The following is a 21,554-nucleotide window of genomic DNA, read 5'->3' on the forward strand; positions in this document are numbered from 1 at the left end:
CAAGAACTCCTGTGATAACCTCTTTTGTTTCTGTTACTGTTAAAGCCATTTTTTTACCTCCTGTGTTTTTAAAAGATTTCATCCTCTTAGGATAAGTAAATTATACAATATAGGGAGAAAAAACGGACTTCTTGTAAATAACAGAATGAAACAGATTAAAATTTGAAATATGGAAATTTTAAGATAAGATAAAAATATAGTAAAAATAGCTGTAAATATATGTACTATAATTGAAAAATATAGAAAAATATGTTAAAATTTTATATTGTGGTTTAGTGTGCTTTGTAATATGAATCGGAGGAAAACATGAAAATATATATAGCTCCTATGGCAGGAGTGACGGATTATACATTCAGAGGAATTCTGGAAGAATTTAATCCTGACTTAGTATTTACAGAAATGGTAAGTGTAAATGCTATGGAAATGATGAATGAAAAAACTTTAAATAAACTTTTAAGACTAAGAGAAGGAGAAGCAGTTCAAGTCTTTGGAAATGATATTCAAAAGATAACTGCCAGTGCAAAATACCTTGAAGAAAAGGGAGTTAAGCACATAGATATAAATGCAGGATGTCCAATGGTAAAGATTGTAAAAAATGGTTATGGTTCAGGGCTTCTTGCAGATCCTGAGCATATAAGGGAGATTCTTACATCAGTGAGAAAAGCTCTTAAACCTGAAACAAAACTTTCTATAAAGATAAGGGTAGGTTTCAGAGGAGTGAAGGAATATGTAAAAATTGCCAAGATTGCAGAAGAGTGTGGCTGCTGTCATATAACTGTTCATGGAAGAACAAGAGAGCAGATGTATACAGGGAAAGCTGACTGGAATACAATAAAAGAAGTAAAAGAGGCAGTTTCAATTCCAGTTATAGGAAATGGAGATATTTTTACAGCAGAAGATGCTGTTGAAAGAATAAAAATTTCAGGTGTTGACGGAGTTATGCTTGCAAGAGGTATCTGTGGAAATCCTTGGCTTATAAGGGACATAAGAGAGATGCTTGAATTTGGAGAAGTGAGAACTGTAGTAACTCCAAAAGAAAAAATTGAAATGGCGATAAAACATGTTTTAAGAGCTAGAGAAGACAATGAAAATGATAAATTTATATATGAAATGAGAAAGCATATTTGCTGGTATCTTAAAGGAATAAGAGGTTCAGCAGAAGCTAAGAATGCAATAAATAAATGTGATGATTACCGTGATGTGATAAGACTCCTTGAAGAGCTTAAAGAGAAAGTTTAAGAAGGTGATATTTTGGTGTTAGACGACACTCCTATGATGAAACAATACAATGAAATAAAAGCTGACTATGAGGACAGCATTCTTTTTTACAGAATGGGAGATTTTTATGAAATGTTCTATGAAGATGCCAAGACAGCTTCAAGGGAACTGGGGCTTACTCTTACAAAAAGAAACAAGAAAACAGATGTTCCTCTTGCTGGGATTCCATATCACTCAGCAGCGTCATATATTGCAAAACTTGTAGGAAAAGGTTATAAGGTTGCAATATGTGAGCAGGTAGAAGATCCAAAAACAGCAAAGGGAATAGTAAAAAGAGATGTTATAAGGGTTATAACTCCAGGAACAATAATAGATACAGAGTATCTTGATGAAAAGATGAACAACTATCTTCTTGGAATTTTAACAGATGACAAGAAAACAGCTCTTGCATATGTTGATATTACCACTGGAGAATTTAGAGCCTCTGAAATAACAGGGGGGAATATAGGATACAAACTTCTTGGGGAGATAAATAAAATATCTCCTAAAGAGATTATGACAGATGATAAAGGTTATGAATTTCTTTCAAAAGAATTAGAAAATCACAGAATGAAAGATGGGATAAGCCTTCATAAAGGAAATCTTGTAAGAAACAGTGAAAAATATCTTACGGAATATTTTAATGTTCAGTCTCTTGAAAGTTTTGGAATAGCAGACAAGGAACTTGTGATAAAAACAGCTGGAATGATACTTAAATATGTTGTGGAACTTCAAAAGGGAAAAGAACTTCCAGTGACAAAAATAGTGTACAGCAGCAGTAAAGATGTGATGGAGCTTAACCTTACCACTCAGAAAAATCTTGATATTATTTCAAATTGGAGAGGGGAAAGCACAAATGGAACTCTTTTATGGGTTCTTGATTATTGTAAAAGTTCTATGGGAAGCCGTCTTTTAAAGAAGATTATAAAAAATCCTCTTCTTAACACAGAAAAGATAAAAAGAAGACAAAACCATATAGAATTTTTTATAAATGAAGTTCTTTTAAGAGAAGAGATAAGAGAAAAATTAAAAGATATTTATGATATAGAAAGAATTATAGGAAAGCTTGTTCTTGAAACTATAAACGGAAGAGATTTAACTGCACTTAAGCAGTCAATAAGAAGCAGTCTTGAACTTTATAAAATGCTTAAAGGGCATGAACTTTTTAAGATAGATGCAGAAAAACTTGTAAATGTTTATAATCTTATAGAAAGAATAATAGTTGAAGATCCTCCATTTTCAATAAGAGAGGGAGGAATAATAAAGGACGGATATAATAAAGAACTTGATGAACTTCGTGATATGTCAAATCATGGAAAAGATTATATCCTTAAAATTGAAAGTGAAGAGAGAGAAAAAACAGGAATAAAAGGTCTTAAGATAAAATATAATAAAGTTTTCGGATATTTTATTGAAATAACAAAGGCTAATATAGACAGTGTTCCTGATTATTATATAAGAAAACAGACTCTTACAAATGCAGAAAGATATATTGTTCCTGAGCTTAAAACTTATGAAGAAAAAATTCTTAATGCAAAGACAAGAATAGAAAGTTTAGAATATTATCTTTTCAAGGAACTTACAGAGGAGATAAAAAAATACAGAGAAACTCTTCAGGATTTAGGCTATAAGATAGGATATCTTGATGTAGTTACAAACCTTGCTCATGTTGCAATAAAAAATGGTTATGTAAAACCTGAAATTACAGAGGATTCTTCCCTTGAGATACTTGGAGGAAGACACCCTATAATAGAAAAACTTATTCCTGCTGGGGAATTTGTAAAAAATAAAGTTATCTTAGATGACAAAAAGAATTTTATAATTCTTACAGGGCCTAATATGTCAGGAAAATCAACTTATATGAAACAGACAGCCCTTATAATAATAATGGCTCATATGGGTTCTTATGTTCCAGCAGATTATGCAAAAATTGGGCTTGTTGACAGAATATTCACAAGGATAGGGGCAAGTGATGACCTTATGACAGGACAGTCAACATTTATGCTTGAAATGAGTGAAGTGGCAAACATTTTAAACAGTGCCACAGAAAGATCATTTATAATTCTTGACGAGATTGGAAGAGGGACATCAACATTTGATGGAATATCTATTGCAACAGCAATTTCAGAATATATCCATGATAATATAAGGGCAAAAACAATATTTGCCACTCATTACCATGAACTGACACAACTTGGAGATAAGCTTGACAGGGCTGAAAATTACAGAATAGAAGTTGAAGAAAACGACAAGGAGATAAAATTCTTAAGGGAGATTGTAAAAGGAGGAGCTGACAAATCTTATGGAATAGAGGTTGCAAGGCTTGCAGGACTTCCTAAAGAAATTCTTGTAAATTCAAAGAAAATATTAAAGGTTTTAGAACAGAGAAAAAATATTGTAGAAAAAAAACTTGGAGGAGAGCAGATGATGCTTTTTGCTCCTTCAGTGCAGGAAGAAACAGTTAAAAAGGAAGAGATTGTTCAGGAGGAAAAAACTATTTCTAAAGAGGAAGAACTTACATTAAAACTTCTTCGTAGTCTGGACATAAATACTCTTACACCTATGGATGCTATGATAAAGCTTAATGAACTTAAAAAGTTATTAAATTAGGAGGCAGTATGAAAAAGAAAATATTGTACCCTGTTATTTTTGCTGTGGTAATTGTTTTGGGATATTTAAACTATTTCAGAGAAGAACCTATAATAAAAGAGGTTGAAGAAATAGTTGAAACAACAGATGTAGCTTATGAAACATCAGGATATTTTATAGAAGCACAGAAACAGTTTGACAATTTAAAATCTAATGACACAACTTTTGAAAAAGCAAGTGCAAAATATCAGGATATGGTTCTTTCAGGAGATAATGTTCTTCTTGATGCTGCAAGAAATCTGTTTCTGAAAAATAATATAGTTGGAAAAAGTGGAGAGGAATGGGAATTTTTCTCAGACAAGCTTGACTATGATCAGCTGAAAGATGCTGTAACTTCAGATGCAGGGGTAAAGGCAGTTAATAAACTTGAAAATGTAATAATAAAAGGAAAAAATTTCAAGACAAACAGTAAATTTGATTTTATAGACCTTGCTGAAAATGTTGAAATAATAAATGGGGATACAGAACTTTTCGGAGATATTGGAAGATATACTGCAGAAGATAAGATAATAACTTTAAGTAATAATGGTAAATACAAGACAAAAGATAAAGATGGAAAAGAAATTTCAGGAACTTTTAAAAATGGAAGATTTGATTCAAATAAAAAACTTTTGGAACTTTTTAATTCTTTTACAATAAATTATGGGGGAATTACTCTTACAGGGACAAAAATGTGGTATAATGATTTGAATAAGGGATTTTTAATACCAAATAATCCTGTAATTCTTGCAGGAGGATATAAAATCCTTTCAAAAGAGATAAAAAACCCTGACGGAGACAATATAGTTGATATTGTAGGTGAAATAACAGGAACAAATGGGGATACATCATTCAGAGCTGACAAAGGTTATTACAACACAGCTGAGAAGAAACTTTATGTCACAGGAAATATTATAGTAACTTCAAAGGCTGGTGAAAGAGTTGAAGCTGAAAAGATGGTGTATGACACAAATACTAAAAATGCTGATTTCACAGGAAAAAATAATAAAGTAATCTATACTTTCAATGACAGAAAGGCAGAGACTTCTAAGTTTGTATATAACTCTGACAGTAAGACAGTCCATCTTGATGAAGGTTATGTATATGAAGATAATCTTTACAAGAGCAGAGGTAAGAAACTTGATTACAACAGTGAAACAGGAGACGGTGTAATCTATTTTGGAAATCTTGTTACAAAGGAAAAAAATGAAAAAGCAAAAGGTGATAAGATAACTTTTAACAGTAAAAAGAAAGATTATACAGCAGAAGGTAATGCTGAAGTAAATAATGGAGAATATCTGTTTAAGAGCAGTAAGGTTGATTACTTTAACAGTAAGGGATTTGCTTATCTTCCAGAACCTTTTACAATTACAAATTTAAAAGATAAAAGTATAATAAAGGGAAATGAGGGAGAATATAATATAACAACAGGAGACTTTATAAGTCCTGGAAAAGTTTCTTATAAAAAGGGAACAGAATCTCTTACAGGAGATGACTTTAAATATAATTTAAAGACTGAAACAGGAAAAATAGAAAGAAATGTTGTTTATGTAAATAAGGCTGATAATATAAGATTTACAAGTGACACAGGTTCATTTAAAAAGGATAAATTTATAAAAGCAGAGAAAAATCTTAAAATAACAACTGCCAAAGAAGAAATTTATGCTGAGAAGGGAACATACAACCTTGAAACAGGGCTTGTGGATATTCCTGGAAAAATAGATTTTAACTCTAAAGATCAGAAAACAAAGGGAATAATTTATGACGGAGTATTTAATGTAAATGAAGATGTTCTTACAGGTAAAAATCTAGATGCTGTAACAGATAAGAAAGAGAAAATATCAAGTCTTAAGGCATCATACTTTACAAAAAAAGATCTTTTAAAACTTACTGGAAATGTAAAAATTTCTGATAATAATTCAGTTCTTACAAGTGAGGACATAGATTACAATACAAAAACAAGAGAAGCAGTTATAAATTCTCCATTTAAGCTTATATATAACAAAACTTTCACAGTTACAGGAACAAAGGGAATAGTTTATATGGCAACTGAAAAATTAAAAGGTGAAAATATAAAAATAGTTTCTGATAAAAAAGAGGAGTTTTCAGCAAATAAAGCAGATGGAAATATGAAAGAAATGAGATTTGACTTTATCGGTGATGCAAAAGGAAAAATGTATGATAAAGACAAAGAAACAGGAAGAGTAATACCTGTAACATATACTGGAAACTTTGCAAGAGTGTACTTTAAAAATGAAAATGGAAGTTATAAAGCTATAAGAATAGAGGGAAGAGAAAACAGTACAGTAATAAGAGATGGACAGAAATTCTATTCAGATTATATAGAAACAGATTTAAGCAGAAATATTGTTTATGCAGGTAAAAATAATAAAGTTATTCTTAATGATGAAAATGGAAAAACAGTAATAACAGGAGAAATCTTAAGCGGAAATACAAATACAAATATAATGGAAGGACGCGGAGATGTTGTTATTGTAAATACAGGAAAAGATGGAAAAGTTACAACTCTTAAAGGTCAGGAAAGCATTCTTGACAGTAACAACAACACTGTTGAAATGATAAAAGAGGTAACAGCAGAAAATGATGAACTGATACTTAATGCAGACAGGGCAGTCTACAATAAGATTACAAATAAAGTAAAAGCCTTTGGAAAAGTATTGGTTAATTATAAAGTGAATAACGGAAAATAAGGAGACATAGTATGATAAGTATAGAAGCTCAAAATCTATGCAAAAGTTACAAGAAAAGACAAGTTGTTAAAAATGTCAGCCTTAAAGTCAACAAGGGAGAGATAGTAGGTCTTTTAGGCCCTAACGGAGCAGGAAAAACCACTACATTCTATATGATAACAGGGATTATAAAACCTGAAAGTGGAAAAGTTTACTGCAATGAAAAAGAAATAACATCTTACCCTATGTATAAGAGAGCCAACCTTGGTATTGGATACCTTGCCCAAGAGCCTTCAATATTCAGAAATCTTACTGTAGAAGAAAATATATATGCAATTCTTGAGATGAAGAATATGCCGAAGGAACAGCAGGACAAAGAGGTTGAACAGCTTTTAAAAGAATTTAAGCTGACTCATGTGGCAAAATCTCTTGGATATTCTCTTTCAGGAGGAGAAAGAAGAAGGGTTGAAATAGCAAGAACCATTGCAAATAATCCAGACTTTATACTTCTTGATGAGCCTTTTGCTGGAGTTGATCCTATAGCAGTGGAAGATATTCAGGATATTATAAAATATCTTAAAGAGAGAGGACTTGGAATACTTATTACAGACCACAGTGTAAGAGAAACTCTTAAAATCACTGAACGGGCCTATATTATGGCAGAGGGACAGGTTCTTATAAGTGGAACTCCTGAGGAGATAGCCCAAAATGAACTTGCCAGAAAAGTATATCTAGGTGAAAACTTTAAACTTGATTAAAATAAAAATATTATAAATTGAAAGATATAAACGGAGGAAAAATGTTAACAGGTAATGAAGTAAGAGCAAAATTTATAGAATTCTTTGAAAGCAAGAATCACAAACACTTTGAAAGTGCATCTTTAATTCCAGATGATCAGACACTTCTTTTAACAGTTGCAGGAATGGTTCCATTCAAACCATATTTCTTAGGACAAAAAGAAGCGCCTACTCCAAGAGTAACAACATTCCAAAAATGTATAAGAACAAATGACCTTGAAAATGTTGGAAGAACAGCAAGACACCATACATTCTTTGAAATGCTTGGAAACTTCTCTTTCGGAGATTATTTCAAAAAAGAATCAATCAAATGGTCTTATGAGTTCATAACAGAAGTTTTAAAAATAGAAAAAGAAAGATTATGGGTAAGTGTATTTGAAACTGACGACGAAGCTGAAGAACTTTGGGTTTCTGAATGTAACTTCCCAAGAGAAAGAATTGTAAGATTCGGAGAAGAGGATAACTGGTGGGCAGCAGGACCTACAGGTTCTTGTGGACCATGTTCAGAAATATATGTTGATTTAGGTGTAGAATTTGGAGGAGACGAAAATTCAAGACTTGGAGATGCAGACACAGATAACCGTTTCATAGAAATTTGGAACTTAGTATTCACTGAATGGAACAGAATGGAAGACGGACATCTTGAGCCTCTACCTAAGAAAAATATAGATACAGGAGCAGGACTTGAAAGAATCACTGCTGTTGTACAAGGAAAACCAAACAACTTTGAAACAGACCTTTTATTCCCTATAATTGAAGAAATGGGAAGAATTTCAGGGGTTAAATATGGAACAGATCCTAAAAAAGATTTCTCATTAAAAGTTATAGCTGACCACTCAAGAGCAGTAACATTCTTAGTAAATGACGGAGTAATTCCATCAAATGAAGGAAGAGGATATGTTTTAAGAAGAGTTTTAAGAAGAGCTATAAGACATGGAAGACTTCTTGGAGTAAGCGAACTTTTCTTATATAAAATTGTTGATACAATAGTTGAACTTATGAAAGGTGCTTATCCTGATTTAGTTGAAAATGCAAAACACATTAAAAAAGTAATCAAAATAGAAGAAGAAAAATTCTCTAATACTCTTGATTCAGGAATTCAACAGGTTATGGCTGCTATTGAAGAAGCTAAGAAAAATGGAGAATCAAGACTTACAGGAGATGTTACATTTAAACTTTATGACACTTATGGATTCCCATATGAATTAACAGAAGAAATCTGTGAAGAAAATGGAATCACAATCTATAAAAATGAATTTGATCAAAAAATGGAAGAGCAGAAAGAAAAAGCAAGAAGCTCAAGAGAAGTTGTAATGGAAAAAGGTCAAGATGCCTTTATAGAAGCATTCTTTGACGAACATGGAAAAACAGAATTCACTGGATATGAAAGTCTTGAAGAAACAGCAAAAGTTCTTCATGTTTCTAAACTAGATGAAGAAGGAATGTACATGATTATAACTGACAAAACTCCATTCTATGCAGAATCAGGAGGTCAGCAAGCTGATAACGGAGTTATAGAAGGAAACGGAGCTTTAGGACAAGTTGTAGATGTACAAAAACAAAAAAATATCTTTATGCATACTGTAAAAGTTGTAAACGGAGTTCATAATTTCTTTGAAGGTGCTGAAGTGAAATTAGTTGTAAACGGAAGCAGAAGAGATGCTATCTCTAAAAACCACAGTGCAACTCACCTTTTACAAAAAGCATTAAGAGAAATTTTAGGAACTCATGTTCAACAAGCAGGATCTTTAGTTGCTCCAGATAGATTAAGATTTGACTTTAACCACTATGAAGCAATGACAGATGAAGAACTTGAAAAAGTAGAAAGACTTGTAAATGCAAAAATATCAGAAGCACTTCCAGCTGACATTAAATACATGAACATGGAAGAAGCTAAGAAAACTGGAGCAATGGCACTTTTCGGAGATAAATATGAAAGTGTTGTAAGAGTAGTTTCATTTGGAGATTTCTCAACAGAACTTTGTGGAGGAATCCATGTATCAAATGTATCTCAAATTGGACTTTTCAAAATCATATCTGAAACAGGAGTTGCTGCAGGAGTAAGAAGAATAGAAGCTAAAACAGGATTCCATGCTTATGAAGCAGTAAAAGATATGGAAAGAACTATAAAAAATGTTGCAGACAGTTTAAAAACTGATGTTTCTAAAGTTGAAGAAAAAGCAGAAAAGACTTCTGAAGATTTAAGATCAGCTCTTAAAGAAATAGAAGAATTAAAATCTAAGATAGCAGCTTTTGAAGCAGGAAATCTTTTTGAACAAGCAGAAGAAATAAACGGTGTTAAAGTTCTTGTAAAAGGATTTAAAGACAAAGAAAGCGACTCATTAAGAGAAATCGTAGATAAAGCTAAAGATAAACTTGGAAGCTGTATTGTTGTTCTTGGAGCAGACAATGGAAAAGCAATCTTTACAGTAGGAGTTACAAAAGATCTTACTTCTAAAGTAAAAGCAGGAGATATTGTAAAAGAACTTGCTGTAATTGCCGGAGGAAACGGTGGAGGAAGACCAGATTTTGCTCAGGCAGGAGGAAAAGACGGTTCTAAAGTTATGGAAGCTCTTGAAAGTGTAAAAAAATCAATAAGAGAAAAATTATAGTATCTTATAATTCTATGGAGTAATGAAAATGTTTAAAAAATATATATCTCTTGATATAGGAGATGTAAGAATAGGAGTTGCCAGATCCGATATAATGGGTCTGGTTGCCACTCCACTTGAAGTTATAGACAGGAGAAAGGTAAAATCTGTAAAGAGAATAGCAGAGATTTTAAATGAAAATAATACCAAATCTCTTGTTGTGGGAATACCTAAAAGCTTAGACGGTACAGAAAAAAGACAAGCAGAAAAAGTTAGAGAATATCTAGAGAAACTGAAAAAAAATATTGAGGGACTTGAGATTTTTGAAGTAGATGAAAGACTGACTACAGTATCAGCAGACAGAATGCTTACAGAGGGTGGAAAAAAAGGAGCTCTTGAAAAAAGAAAAGTTGTTGATAAAATAGCAGCAGCCATTATTCTTCAGACTTTTCTGGACTCTAAGAAGTAGGAGTGTTGGAGGAAAAATGAATAAATTATGGATTAGGTTATTACTTGTGATAGCAATACTTGCCGGTGCTGTAAGCTTAATAGTAAGAGAACCTGTAAAACTTGGACTTGACTTAAAAGGTGGAGTGTATGCAGTTCTTGAAGCATCACCGGAAAAAGAGGGAGATGTTATTGACAACGAAACAATGAACTCTCTTATAGAAGTACTGGACAGAAGAATAAACGGAATAGGAGTTGCTGAGTCAGTTGTTCAGAAAGCAGGAAACAATAGAGTTATAATAGAACTTCCTGGAATAAGTGATACAACAGAAGCTATTAATATGATAGGAAAAACAGCTCTTCTTGAGTTTAAAATCATGGACGAAAACGGAAACCTTGGACCTACTCTTTTAACAGGAGGAGCACTTAAAAAAGCTCAGGTAGGATATGGAAACCTTGGAGAACCTCAGATTAACTTTGAAATGAAACCAGAAGGTGCAATAGAATTTGCAAGAATAACAAGAGAAAATGTGGGAAAACAGCTTGCAATTGTTCTTGACGGAAAAGTTCAGACAGCACCTGTTATAAGAACAGAGATTCCAGGAGGAACAGGAAGCATAAGTGGAAACTATACAGTTGAAGAAGCTAAAAGAACTGCTACTCTTTTAAATTCAGGAGCACTTCCTATAAAAGCTGAAATTGTTGAAACAAGAACAGTAGGAGCATCTCTTGGAGATGAATCTATTGCAGCAAGTATGGTTGCAGGGAAAGTAGCAATGGCTCTTATAGGAATATTTATGCTTGTATTCTATAGATTCCCTGGAATAGTTGCAGATATAGCTCTTGTGTGCTTTGGAATTATAACATTTGCACTTCTTCAATTTATAGGTGCAACACTTACACTTCCTGGAATAGCAGGACTTATTCTTTCAGCAGGTATGGCAGTTGACGCCAATGTTATCATATTTGAAAGAATAAAAGAGGAGCTTGGATTTGGAAATACTATAAGAGGAGCGATAAATGCTGGATTCAGCAAAGGATTTGTGGCCATATTTGACTCAAACCTAACAACTCTTATAATAACAGGAATATTATTTATATTCGGTACAGGGCCTGTAAAAGGTTTTGCCGTAACACTTACAATAGGAACAGTTGCTTCAATGTTTACAGCAATAGTTATGACAAAAGTTCTTTTAATGGTATTTGTTGAAGTATTCCACATAAATAATCCAAAATTATTTGGTATAAGGGGGAAAGCTTAATGGATATGCAGATTCGTATAATAAAAAACAGTAAGAGATGGATAACTCTTTCTCTGATTGTTGTTATAATCTCTCTTGGAGGATTATTTGCAAAAGGTCTTAACTATGGAATAGACTTTTCAGGAGGAAGCATGTTCCAGTTAAGATTTGAAAAACCAATAACTCTTAAAGAACTTAATCCTGTTCTTGATAAAATAGCAGAAAATGTTCCGCAGTTTAATCCAAGCAGCAGAAAAGTTCAAGTTTCAGAAGGAAACGAAGTAATTATAAGAACACAGGAAATATCAGAAGCTCAGAAAGCTGAATTTTTAGATGAATTAAAAGAATTTGGAAAATTCCAGATTACAAGAGAAGATAAAGTAGGAGCAAGTGTAGGAGCTGAACTGAAAAGATCTGCAATTCTAGCTCTTGCAATCGGTGCAGTTATGATAGTTGGATATATAACTATGAGATTTGAGTTTAGATTTGCAGTTGCTGCAATTTTAGCTCTTCTTCACGATATTATAATTGCAGTGGGAGGAATAGCTCTTCTTGGATATGAAATAGATACAGCATTTATAGCAGCAGTTCTTACAATTTTAGGATATTCAATAAACGACACAATAGTTGTTTTTGACAGAATCCGTGAAACTTTAAAAAGAAAAAGTGATCTTACTTTTGGAGAACTTCTTGATAAAAGTATCAATCAGGTTATAATAAGATCTATAAATACATCAGTAACAACACTTCTTGCAGTTCTTGCAGTTCTTCTTTTCGGAGGGGACAGCTTAAGAACATTTATAACAACACTTTTAATAGGAATACTTGCAGGAACATATTCTTCAATATTTATTGCAACACCTCTTATCTATCTTTTTGAAAAAGACAGAGACGGAAAGGTTGACAATACTAAATATATTGAGCCTGAAGAAGATGAAAATCACGAAAAAATAGTAGTATAAAACATAGAGAGCTTGACTCAAAAAATAGAATTTAACATCTGATTTTGAGTCAGGCTCTTATGACTATTTAAAAGGAGGCATAAAAATGAGGACATGGATAGAAGTAAATACAGATAATTTTATACATAACATAAAAAAAATCCAGAAGGATATGAAGGACAGAAAGGTTATAGCAGTTGTAAAAGCTGATTCCTATGGAATGGGAGCAGTGAGACTTGTTCAGGAACTTAAAAAGTGTGGAGTTGATTTTTTTGCAGTTGCAGCACTTTGTGAAGCATTGGAACTTAGAAAAAATGGAATCAATGATAAAATTCTTATTCTTGGAGGAGTATTTGATGAAGAGCTTGAAACAGTTGAAAAATATGATTTTCATATAGCTCTTACTTCAATGAAGCAGCTTAAGCTTATCCATGAAAAATCTCTTAATGTTAAATGCCATTTAAAACTTGAAACAGGAATGGGAAGAGTAGGATTTATTCCCAGTGAACTGGAAAAAGTTAAAAACTATGTAAAGGAAAATAATGTCAAAAATATAATAGGTGTGTATACTCATCTTTCTGTATCAGATGAACCTGGAGAGGACAACAGAAAATATACAGAAAAACAGCTGGAAAAATTTAACAGTTTTGACGGCATAGAAGGAATAGAGTACAGACATGTGTTAAACAGTGGTGGTATAGTAAACTACGCAGGTTTTGACAATGGAAATTATGTAAGAGCAGGAATAATTCAGTATGGAGTATGCAGTGGAAAAATTGCTGAAGGATATAAACCTGTATTTACATTTAAAAGCAGAATACTTTTTATAAAAACTCTTGAAGAGGACAGTGATATCTCTTATGGAAGAACAGCCACACTGAAAAAAGGAACAATTCTTGCAACAGTGGCAGCAGGATATGCTGATGGTTTCAGAAGAGAGATTTCAAATAAAGGTTGTGTAAAAATTCATGGAGTAGACTGCCCTGTAAGAGGTAAAGTGTGCATGGATATGTTCATGGCTGAAATACCTGAAGAAATTAAAGATAAGGTTTCAGAAGGAGATGAGGTTATCCTTTATGGTGAAGATATAGGAAAACAATCTGCCCTTATGAATGTATCAATATATGAATTATTTACAGGAATAGGAAAAAGAGCAGAAAGAGTTTATGTAAAAAGCGATAAATAAAATTAGAAAGGATTGGTATGGGACAAGTAATATTATTAAAAGGCAAAGAAAAAAAGATTGAAAATTTTTATCCTAATGTTTTTAAAGATGAAATTAAATCTATACTTGGAGAGGCAAAAACAGGGGATATTGTAGATGTTTTAAGAGATGATATGAAATTTGTAGGAAGAGGATATGTTACAGAAGGAACATCAGCTTTTGTAAGAGTTCTTACTACACAAGATGAAAAAATAGATAAGGATTTTATTTATAATAAAATAAAAACAGCCTATGACAAAAGAAAACATCTTTCAGAGGAAACTAATTGTACAAGAGTGTTTTTCTCTGAAGCAGACGGTATTCCAGGACTTGTAATAGATAAATTTGAAAAATATATATCTGTTCAGTTCAGAAATTCAGGAGTAGAAGTTTTCAGACAGGAAATAATAAATGCCATAAAAAAATATATGAAACCAAAAGGTATATATGAAAGAAGCGATGTTGAAAACAGAGTTCATGAAGGGGTTGAAGAAAAGACAGGAATAATTTACGGAGAAATCCCTGCTGAAATTATAATGGAAGACAACGGGCTTAAATATACCATTGATATTGTAAACGGACAAAAAACAGGATTTTTCTTAGATCAGAGAGATTCAAGAAAGTTTATAAGACCATACCTTAATGAAAAAACAAGATTTTTAGATGTATTTTCTTCAAGTGGAGGATTTTCAATGGCAGCTCTTAAAGAGAACTGTGAAAAGGTAACAGCTATTGATAAAGAACCATATGCTCTTGAACTTTGCAGAAGAAACTATGAAGTAAATGGATTTACAGGAGATTTTGAAACTCTTGAGGGAGATGCTTTCATGCTTCTTAAAACTCTTGTTGGAAGAGGGGCAAAATATGATGTAATAACTCTTGATCCTCCTTCTTTAATAAAAAGAAAAACAGATATAAGAAAGGGAAGAGATTTCTTCTTTGAACTTTGTGACAGCAGTTTCAAACTTCTTGAAAAGGGAGGAATTCTTGGTGTAATAACATGTGCATACCACATGGGGCTTCAGGATCTTATAGAGGTAACAAGAATGGCTGCATCAAACAATGGAAAAATGGTGCAGGTAATAGGAATAAACTATCAGCCTGAAGATCACCCTTGGATACTTCATATTCCTGAGACACTTTATTTAAAAGCTCTTTGGGTAAGGGTAGTGTAAAGGAGGATATAAGATGTACTTGGATATTATAGTAGGAGCAGTGATAGTAATATCAATTCTATTCGGAATAAAAAATGGATTTGTAGTTGAATTTATATCAACTTTTGGAGTTGTTATAAACTTTGTAATAACTCAGAAAGTTACACCAATAGTTTTAAAATATGTAGAAAAATATCTTGGTTCAAATTATACATATACTTATGTAATAACTTTTGTAATTGTATTTATTGTATTCAGTATTTTAATACATATATTAAATATAATTTTAAAAAAACAGAGCGTTTCTTTTATAAGCAGAATTCTAGGAGGAATTTTAAGTCTTGTAAAAGGATTTATAATAAGTGCTCTTATTCTTTTAATTTTTAATGTAACAGCTGATACTTTCCCAAAAATTCAGGAATATGGAAAAGACAGTGTATCTAATGTATATTTTCTTGAAGCATCAAAAAATGCAGATCAATATATTCCTGAAATTTTTAAGGAAAAACTAAAAACAATAAGAGACAACAAAACTATTGATAAGTATATAGACAAATTATTCTAGGAGAGAGAAATGAAAATAATAAATAGATATATATTATCAGAGGCAAAACTTCCCACAATATTTGGGATATCTCTTTTTACATTTATATTTATGATAGAGATAATTGTTTCAATGATGGAAAGTATAATAATAAAAGGTATCTCTCTTATAGATGTTATAAGAATGCTGTCTTTTTATCTTCCAATGATACTTTCTCAGACAATCCCTATGGGTATGTTTTTGGGAATAATGATAACTTTTGGAAAATTTACAAAGAACAGTGAATCAACAGCTATGAACTCTATAGGAATGTCCCTTAAAGATATGATAAAACCTGTGGCTATAATGGGAACTATAGCTACACTATTTATATTTTTTCTTCAAGAGAGTATTATTCCAAGATCATTTAATAAACTTCAGCAGCTTACAGTAAAAATGGCTTATGAAAATCCTGTTTTTCAGTTAAGAGATAAAGTTTTAATTGATGAAATGGCAGATTACAGACTTTATATAGATAAGATAGATCCTAAGACAAAAGATGCAAGAAATCTTCTTATCTTTGTAAATGATGAAGATTCAAAATATCCTACTCTTGTTCTTGGAGAGACAGCTCATTGGAAAGATGCAGCTATGATAATTGATAATGTTGATTTTTATAAGTTTGATAAAAAGGGAAAAGAAAATTTAAGAGGGCATTTTCAGGAAAGAAAAATACCTTTAAGTTCATATTTTCAAAATGTGGAAATGCAGGTAGATGATATAGAAGGAATGAGCATATCACAGCTTGTGAAAGATATGTCAAAAGAAAAGGATAAAGCAGAAAAACTTCCTTATATTGTTGAAATAAATAAAAAAATAGCAATACCTCTTTCAACAATAATGCTTTCTGTTTTAGGGGTACTTATGTCAATAGGTCATCACAGAAGTGGAAAAGGTGTAAATTATGGTTTTGGTATAGCCATTATTTTTGTTTATATAGTTCTTTTAAATATTGGAATGGTTATGTCTTACAGAGGAAAAATAAATCCTTATGCAGGAATATGGCTTCCAAATGTGCTTCTGTATCTTTTCACTGCAGCAATGTATAAGAAAAAGGTAAGGCTGGTGTAAACTATGAAGATGAATTTAAAAATGAAAAAATTAGATTTATATATGAGCAAGAATTTTATAAAAGCATTTTTATTAAGTCTTATAGCTTTTATAAATGTTTTTGTGTTAAGCCAGCTTTTTAAAATTTTTAGATATGTAGCTGATGGAAGAATGTCTTCATCAGATGGTTTTATATATGTGCTTAATATGATTCCAGATATTCTTCTTAATGTGACTCCTCTTGCAGTTCTTCTTGGATCTCTTATGATGATAAATAAAATGGCTGCAAACCTTGAGATAATATCTCTTAAAACTTCAGGGATAAGTTTCAGAAGGATAATAATGTTTCCTGTTATAATATCTTTCTTTATATCTCTTGTAGTGTTTTTTATAAATGGAAATATATATCCAGTTTCTGAAAAAAGAATGAGAGAGCTTAGAGGGAATACAATTTCAAAAGTTCTTCCAAAAGAAAAAAGAAATGGATTTTTAAGAGATGCAGAAAAAAATAATATATATATGATGGGATATATAAATGTGGAAAAAGGAACAGCAGATGATATTGAGCTTATAGAACTTAACAAGGATTTCACAGAGATAGAAAAAGTTATAATTGCAGAAAAAGGAGAATACAACAGAGAAACTAATACATGGGAATTAAAAAATGTTGTTGTAAATGATCTTAAAAACAGGAAGTCAGAAACACATTCTCTTTATGTTTCAGAGGAATATAAAGAGCCTCCTGAAAACTTTGTAACTCTTTCAATAGATCCTAGACTTCTTACAACAAAAGAACTTAAAAAAGAGATAAAAGATTTAAGAATCACAGGAGGAGATATAAGAAATGGAATGGTTGAACTTGGAAACAGATATTCATTTCCTTTTGCAAGTTTTATAATATCTTTTCTTGGGCTTTCTCTTGGAAGCAGATATGTAAGAGGAAATTCTGCAATGAGTATAGTTTTATGTATGTTCTTAGGTTATGGATATTATATAATGCAGGCTTCATTTGAATCTTTAGGTAAAAATGGACTTATGAATCCTTTTGTAAGTGGATGGCTTCCTAATATAATATTTTTGGGAATAGGAATGTATTTTGTACATAAAGCAGAGTATTAATATCTGTTACTTTTCTTTGTGCAAACAAAGCAAAGTAATCAAAAGAAAATTAAAAGAGTAAAAAGGAAGGTATATGAGTATCAGAATAGAAAAACTTAAGAATGGAATTCCTGTTCTTATGGATAAAATAGATGGAATAAACAGTGTGACTTTTGGAATCTTTGTTAAGACAGGAGCTAAAAATGAACTTAACGGAGAAGAAGGAATATCTCATCTTCTTGAGCATATGATGTTTAAGGGGACAAAGACAAAAAGTGCAAAGGATATTTCTGAAATAATAGACAATGAAGGGGGCATAATAAATGCCTACACTGGAAAAGAAAACACAGTTTATTATGTACAGATGCTTTCAAATAAGCTGAAAGAGGGAATAGAAATTTTAACAGATATGTTTTTAAATTCTACTTTTTCAGAAGAAAATCTTGAAAAGGAAAAGAATGTTGTCATTGAAGAGATAAGAATGTATGATGACATACCAGAAGAAATAGTTCACGACAGAAATACAGCTCTTGTAATAGAAGGTGTTCAGGGAAATACAGTTTTAGGAACAGAGGAAAGTATAAAAGGAATAACAAGGGAAAAACTTGTAAAATATTTTAAAGATCAATACAGACCAGAGAATATTGTAATTTCAATAGCAGGAAATTTTTCTTTTGAAGATATATCAGAGCTTTTAAATGAAGGGCTTGGAAAAATAGAGAATATACTTCCTGAAAGAAAATATGACGGGGCTATGAAAATAAAAAGTATTGAAAATAAAATAAATAAAGATACAAATCAGGTTCATATTTGTTTCAATACAATGGGATGTTCTCTTACAAGTGATATAAGATATGAAGTTGCAATAATTTCAAATACACTTGCAGGAAATATGAGTTCAAGACTATTTCAGAAAATAAGAGAGGACAGAGGACTTGCTTATTCAGTATTTAGTTATACTTCATCTTTTGAAGAGGGAGGACTTTTTACAGTTTATGCAGGAACAACAAAAAAAGATTATAAAGAAGTTATTGAAATTATAGAAAAAGAGTTTGATGATGTAAGAGAAAACGGAATTACAGAGTATGAACTTCAAAAATCAAAGAATCAGTTTTTAAGTGCTGTGACATTTGGACTTGAGAGCAGTAAGGGAAGAATGAACAGAATGGCAAATTCTTATCTTCTTTACAAAGAAATAAAAGATTTGGATGAAATTCTTGAACAGATAGAAAAAATAACTGTTGAAGACATAAAGAAAGCTGCACAGAATATGTTTGATAAAAAATATTATTCTAAAACAATTTTAGGGAATATATAACTAACTTAAGGAGAAATCATAATGGAAAAAGTAACAGTAAAAATAATTTTAGATAAAGGTGTAGAAAAACCTATGTATATGACAGAAGGAGCAGCAGGTATGGATGTAAGAGCAAATATTACTGAACCTGTTACACTTGGAAGTCTTGAAAGAAAATTAATTCCTACAGGAATAAAAATGGAAATTCCTGAAGGGTATGAAGTTCAAGTAAGACCTAGAAGTGGACTTGCTTTAAAGCATGGTATTTCTATGGCAAATACACCTGGAACAATAGACAGTGACTACCGTGGAGAAATTGGAGTTATAATGATAAACTTAAGTAAAGATGAATATACAGTTGAGCCAGGAGAAAGAATTGCTCAGCTGGTTCTTGGAAAAGTATATCAAATGAATTTAGTTGAAGCTGATGAACTTAGCAGCAGTGAAAGATCAAGTGGTGGATTCGGACACACAGGAAAGTAAGATAAAAAAAGCAGGGAGCAAGAATGGGATTATTAGACAGAAGAAGCATAAATACAGCAGTAAAAAAATTTAAAAAGATGGATCATACCCTTATATTAAAAATATTTTTAATAATAACTTTAAGTCTTACTGCTGTTTATACAGCTACAGCTCATAGAACACTTTCTTTTTTTAAGAAAGAGCTTATATGGACAGCTCTGGGAGTGAGTGTATATTTTACAGTTTCTCTTATAGATTATAGAAAATATGCAAAATATTATAAATTTATCTATGCAGTAAATATTTTAATGCTTGTTGCTGTTTATATATTTGGAGACGAGGCAAAGGGAGCTAAAAGATGGATAGATCTTGGAGTTATAAGTGTTCAGCCTTCTGAATTTGCAAAACTTTTTCTTGTTCTTTCTTTTGCTGAAGTTCTTATATTAAATTATGGAAAAAGTTTCAGAGGACTAAAGGATATGTTTTTCTCAGGGCTTCATGTGCTTCCAATATTTCTTTTGGTTCTTAATCAGCCAGATCTTGGAACATCACTTGTTCTTATATTCATATATCTTGTGATGATTTTTATTCATGGAATAGACTGGAAAACAATATGGCAGCTTGCAATTTTAGGAGCAGCAAGTATTCCAGCAGCATATTTTTTTCTGCTTAAAGATTATCAGAGAACAAGAATTCAGACATTTTTAAATCCAGAAGCAGATCTTATGAACAGTGGATGGAATGTTGTACAATCAAAAATTGCAATAGGTTCAGGAGGAATGTTTGGAAAAGGATTCCTTCAGGGGACACAGAGCAAATTAAGATTTCTTCCTGAATCTCATACTGACTTTATTGGTTCTGTTTTTCTTGAAGAGAGAGGATTTGTAGGAGGAGTTCTTCTTATTGTTCTTTATCTTGCTCTTATAATGAATATTATAAAAATAGGGGATGTTTCAGAAGACAGATATGGAAAATTAATATGTTATGGAATAGCAAGTATTTTCTTTTTCCATGTTGTAATAAATGTGGGAATGATTATGGGAGTAATGCCTGTTACAGGTCTTCCACTTCTTTTTATGAGTTATGGAGGAAGTTCATTTGTTTTCGGATTTTTAATGCTTGGAATAGTTCACAGTGTAAAAATACATAAGTTTTAGAGGTAATTATGAAATATATAATAGAAAAAGAAGATGAAGGAGTAAGACTGGACAGATATTTAAGAAAAAAACTTAAATCAACTCCTCTTACAGAAATCTTTAAGGCTATGAGAATAGGAAAGATAAAAGTAAATAATAAGAAGAAAAAAGAAAATTATCGTCTTATGGAAGGAGACAAGGTCTTTATAGGTCTTGAAGTTTCTGAAGAAGAAATAAAAGAAGAACCATTTATAGAACTTTCTCTTAAAGAAAAAGAAGAACTAAAAAAAGGTATAGTTTTTGAAAATGATGATCTTATTATTTTTAATAAGAAAAAAGATGTGGTTATGCATAAGGGAAGTGGCTATGAATATGGAATTTCCGAGATGTTTAAATCATATTTTAAAGATAATAATTTTAACTTTGTAAATAGGATAGACAGAAAAACTTCAGGTCTTGTTATAGGTGCAAAAAATAAAATATCCACAAGAGTTTTAACTGAAGAGGTAAGAGAAAATAATATAAAGAAAAAATATTATGTTCTTGTACATGGAATTATAAATAAAGAAAAATTTATAATAGATAACTATCTTAAAAAAATAGAAGATAAGGTAGTTGTAACTTCAGAAGAAGATCCTGAAGGGAAAGAAGCAATAACTATATTTAAAACTTTAAAACATGGAAAGAATATAACACTTCTTGAAGCAGAACTTATTACAGGAAGAACACACCAGCTGAGAGTACAGCTTTCACATATGGGAAATCCTATAATAGGAGATACAAGATATGGAATAAAAGATGATGAAAAATCATTATATCTTAATTCTTTTTATTGTGAGATACCTAAATATAATGTAAAAGTTGAACTTCCTATCTCAGAATTTTTTGAACTTAGATTAAAAAAATAATTTTATAAAATATTATGGGCTGTTGTAAATCTATAAAAATAAAATTTTATTCTGTGAAAATATTTTTTAT

At 31.4% G+C, this 21,554-nt stretch carries 17 protein-coding genes; all 17 read left to right on the forward strand.

The window, feature by feature from the left end; genetic code table 11:
- Positions 1–306 precede the first annotated feature (306 nt).
- The 17 genes from dusB to I6E17_RS07815 all read left to right on the forward strand — a co-directional run bounded on the left by dusB (position 307) and on the right by I6E17_RS07815 (position 21,484).
- Complete coding sequence (dusB, locus tag I6E17_RS07735; RefSeq protein ID WP_176828792.1) at positions 307–1,239, forward strand: tRNA dihydrouridine synthase DusB; 933 nt, start codon at positions 307–309, stop codon at positions 1,237–1,239.
- A gap of 15 nt (positions 1,240–1,254) precedes the next feature.
- Positions 1,255–3,867 carry a DNA mismatch repair protein MutS gene (mutS, locus tag I6E17_RS07740; RefSeq protein ID WP_235236577.1) on the forward strand — a complete coding sequence of 871 codons (2,613 nt, stop codon included), beginning with the start codon at positions 1,255–1,257 and terminating at the stop codon, positions 3,865–3,867.
- 8 nt (positions 3,868–3,875) lie between these two features.
- Positions 3,876–6,596 (forward strand): LptA/OstA family protein, encoded by a 2,721-nt coding sequence (locus I6E17_RS07745; RefSeq protein WP_235236579.1) that lies wholly within the window; start codon positions 3,876–3,878, stop codon positions 6,594–6,596.
- A gap of 11 nt (positions 6,597–6,607) precedes the next feature.
- The gene (lptB, locus tag I6E17_RS07750; RefSeq protein ID WP_235236581.1) at positions 6,608–7,333 is read left to right on the forward strand and encodes an LPS export ABC transporter ATP-binding protein; all 726 of its coding nucleotides are present in this window, start codon (positions 6,608–6,610) and stop codon (positions 7,331–7,333) included.
- Positions 7,334–7,374: 41 nt separating this feature from the next.
- Complete coding sequence (alaS, locus tag I6E17_RS07755) at positions 7,375–9,984, forward strand: alanine--tRNA ligase (protein ID WP_176828788.1); 2,610 nt, start codon at positions 7,375–7,377, stop codon at positions 9,982–9,984.
- Between the two features lie 28 nt (positions 9,985–10,012).
- Positions 10,013–10,432 carry a Holliday junction resolvase RuvX gene (ruvX, locus tag I6E17_RS07760; protein ID WP_235236583.1) on the forward strand — a complete coding sequence of 140 codons (420 nt, stop codon included), beginning with the start codon at positions 10,013–10,015 and terminating at the stop codon, positions 10,430–10,432.
- A 16-nt stretch (positions 10,433–10,448) separates the two neighbouring features.
- A complete protein-coding gene (secD, locus tag I6E17_RS07765; RefSeq protein ID WP_176828786.1) occupies positions 10,449–11,672 on the forward strand; it encodes a protein translocase subunit SecD in 1,224 nt (407 codons plus the stop codon).
- Positions 11,672–12,613 carry a protein translocase subunit SecF gene (gene secF, locus I6E17_RS07770; protein WP_176828785.1) on the forward strand — a complete coding sequence of 314 codons (942 nt, stop codon included), beginning with the start codon at positions 11,672–11,674 and terminating at the stop codon, positions 12,611–12,613. Before secD ends, secF begins: the two co-directional genes overlap by 1 nt.
- Positions 12,614–12,698: 85 nt before the next feature.
- On the forward strand, positions 12,699–13,778 hold the full coding sequence (alr, locus tag I6E17_RS07775) for an alanine racemase (protein ID WP_235236585.1): 1,080 nt from the start codon (positions 12,699–12,701) through the stop codon (positions 13,776–13,778).
- Positions 13,779–13,795: 17 nt separating this feature from the next.
- Positions 13,796–14,971: a class I SAM-dependent rRNA methyltransferase gene (locus tag I6E17_RS07780; protein WP_235236587.1), complete on the forward strand. Its 1,176-nt coding sequence runs from the start codon at positions 13,796–13,798 to the stop codon at positions 14,969–14,971.
- 13 nt (positions 14,972–14,984) lie between these two features.
- Entirely contained in the window at positions 14,985–15,515 is a 531-nt protein-coding gene (locus tag I6E17_RS07785) for a CvpA family protein (RefSeq protein WP_176828782.1), read from the forward strand.
- A gap of 9 nt (positions 15,516–15,524) precedes the next feature.
- Positions 15,525–16,604 (forward strand): LptF/LptG family permease, encoded by a 1,080-nt coding sequence (locus I6E17_RS07790; protein WP_235236589.1) that lies wholly within the window; start codon positions 15,525–15,527, stop codon positions 16,602–16,604.
- 21 nt (positions 16,605–16,625) lie between these two features.
- Positions 16,626–17,702, forward strand: a complete 1,077-nt coding sequence (locus I6E17_RS07795) for an LptF/LptG family permease (RefSeq protein WP_176828794.1) — start codon at positions 16,626–16,628, stop codon at positions 17,700–17,702.
- Between the two features lie 73 nt (positions 17,703–17,775).
- Positions 17,776–18,999 (forward strand): M16 family metallopeptidase, encoded by a 1,224-nt coding sequence (locus I6E17_RS07800; protein WP_235236590.1) that lies wholly within the window; start codon positions 17,776–17,778, stop codon positions 18,997–18,999.
- A 21-nt stretch (positions 19,000–19,020) separates the two neighbouring features.
- Positions 19,021–19,461, forward strand: coding sequence for a dUTP diphosphatase (gene dut / locus I6E17_RS07805; RefSeq protein WP_235236591.1), 441 nt, complete (start codon positions 19,021–19,023; stop codon positions 19,459–19,461).
- A 23-nt stretch (positions 19,462–19,484) separates the two neighbouring features.
- Positions 19,485–20,597: a rod shape-determining protein RodA gene (gene rodA / locus I6E17_RS07810; protein WP_419180984.1), complete on the forward strand. Its 1,113-nt coding sequence runs from the start codon at positions 19,485–19,487 to the stop codon at positions 20,595–20,597.
- Between the two features lie 5 nt (positions 20,598–20,602).
- Positions 20,603–21,484, forward strand: coding sequence for an RluA family pseudouridine synthase (locus I6E17_RS07815; protein WP_235236620.1), 882 nt, complete (start codon positions 20,603–20,605; stop codon positions 21,482–21,484).
- Positions 21,485–21,554: the final 70 nt, after the last annotated feature.

The sequence above is a fragment of the Fusobacterium perfoetens genome, assembly GCF_021531595.1.
Taxonomy (GTDB): Bacteria; Fusobacteriota; Fusobacteriia; order Fusobacteriales; family Fusobacteriaceae; genus Fusobacterium_B.

What these genes read in the sequence shown, in the direction of transcription:
- I6E17_RS07790 (WP_235236589.1), top strand. Translation starts at nt 15,525, where the DNA reads ATGAAAATAATAAATAGATATATATTATCAGAGGCAAAACTTCCCACA.
- alaS (WP_176828788.1), top strand. Translation starts at nt 7,375, where the DNA reads ATGTTAACAGGTAATGAAGTAAGAGCAAAATTTATAGAATTCTTTGAA.
- lptB (WP_235236581.1), top strand. Translation starts at nt 6,608, where the DNA reads ATGATAAGTATAGAAGCTCAAAATCTATGCAAAAGTTACAAGAAAAGA.
- ruvX (WP_235236583.1), top strand. Translation starts at nt 10,013, where the DNA reads ATGTTTAAAAAATATATATCTCTTGATATAGGAGATGTAAGAATAGGA.
- dusB (WP_176828792.1), top strand. Translation starts at nt 307, where the DNA reads ATGAAAATATATATAGCTCCTATGGCAGGAGTGACGGATTATACATTC.
- I6E17_RS07780 (WP_235236587.1), top strand. Translation starts at nt 13,796, where the DNA reads ATGGGACAAGTAATATTATTAAAAGGCAAAGAAAAAAAGATTGAAAAT.
- rodA (WP_419180984.1), top strand. Translation starts at nt 19,485, where the DNA reads ATGGGATTATTAGACAGAAGAAGCATAAATACAGCAGTAAAAAAATTT.
- I6E17_RS07745 (WP_235236579.1), top strand. Translation starts at nt 3,876, where the DNA reads ATGAAAAAGAAAATATTGTACCCTGTTATTTTTGCTGTGGTAATTGTT.
- dut (WP_235236591.1), top strand. Translation starts at nt 19,021, where the DNA reads ATGGAAAAAGTAACAGTAAAAATAATTTTAGATAAAGGTGTAGAAAAA.
- I6E17_RS07795 (WP_176828794.1), top strand. Translation starts at nt 16,626, where the DNA reads ATGAAAAAATTAGATTTATATATGAGCAAGAATTTTATAAAAGCATTT.
- secD (WP_176828786.1), top strand. Translation starts at nt 10,449, where the DNA reads ATGAATAAATTATGGATTAGGTTATTACTTGTGATAGCAATACTTGCC.
- I6E17_RS07785 (WP_176828782.1), top strand. Translation starts at nt 14,985, where the DNA reads ATGTACTTGGATATTATAGTAGGAGCAGTGATAGTAATATCAATTCTA.
- secF (WP_176828785.1), top strand. Translation starts at nt 11,672, where the DNA reads ATGGATATGCAGATTCGTATAATAAAAAACAGTAAGAGATGGATAACT.
- alr (WP_235236585.1), top strand. Translation starts at nt 12,699, where the DNA reads ATGAGGACATGGATAGAAGTAAATACAGATAATTTTATACATAACATA.
- I6E17_RS07800 (WP_235236590.1), top strand. Translation starts at nt 17,776, where the DNA reads ATGAGTATCAGAATAGAAAAACTTAAGAATGGAATTCCTGTTCTTATG.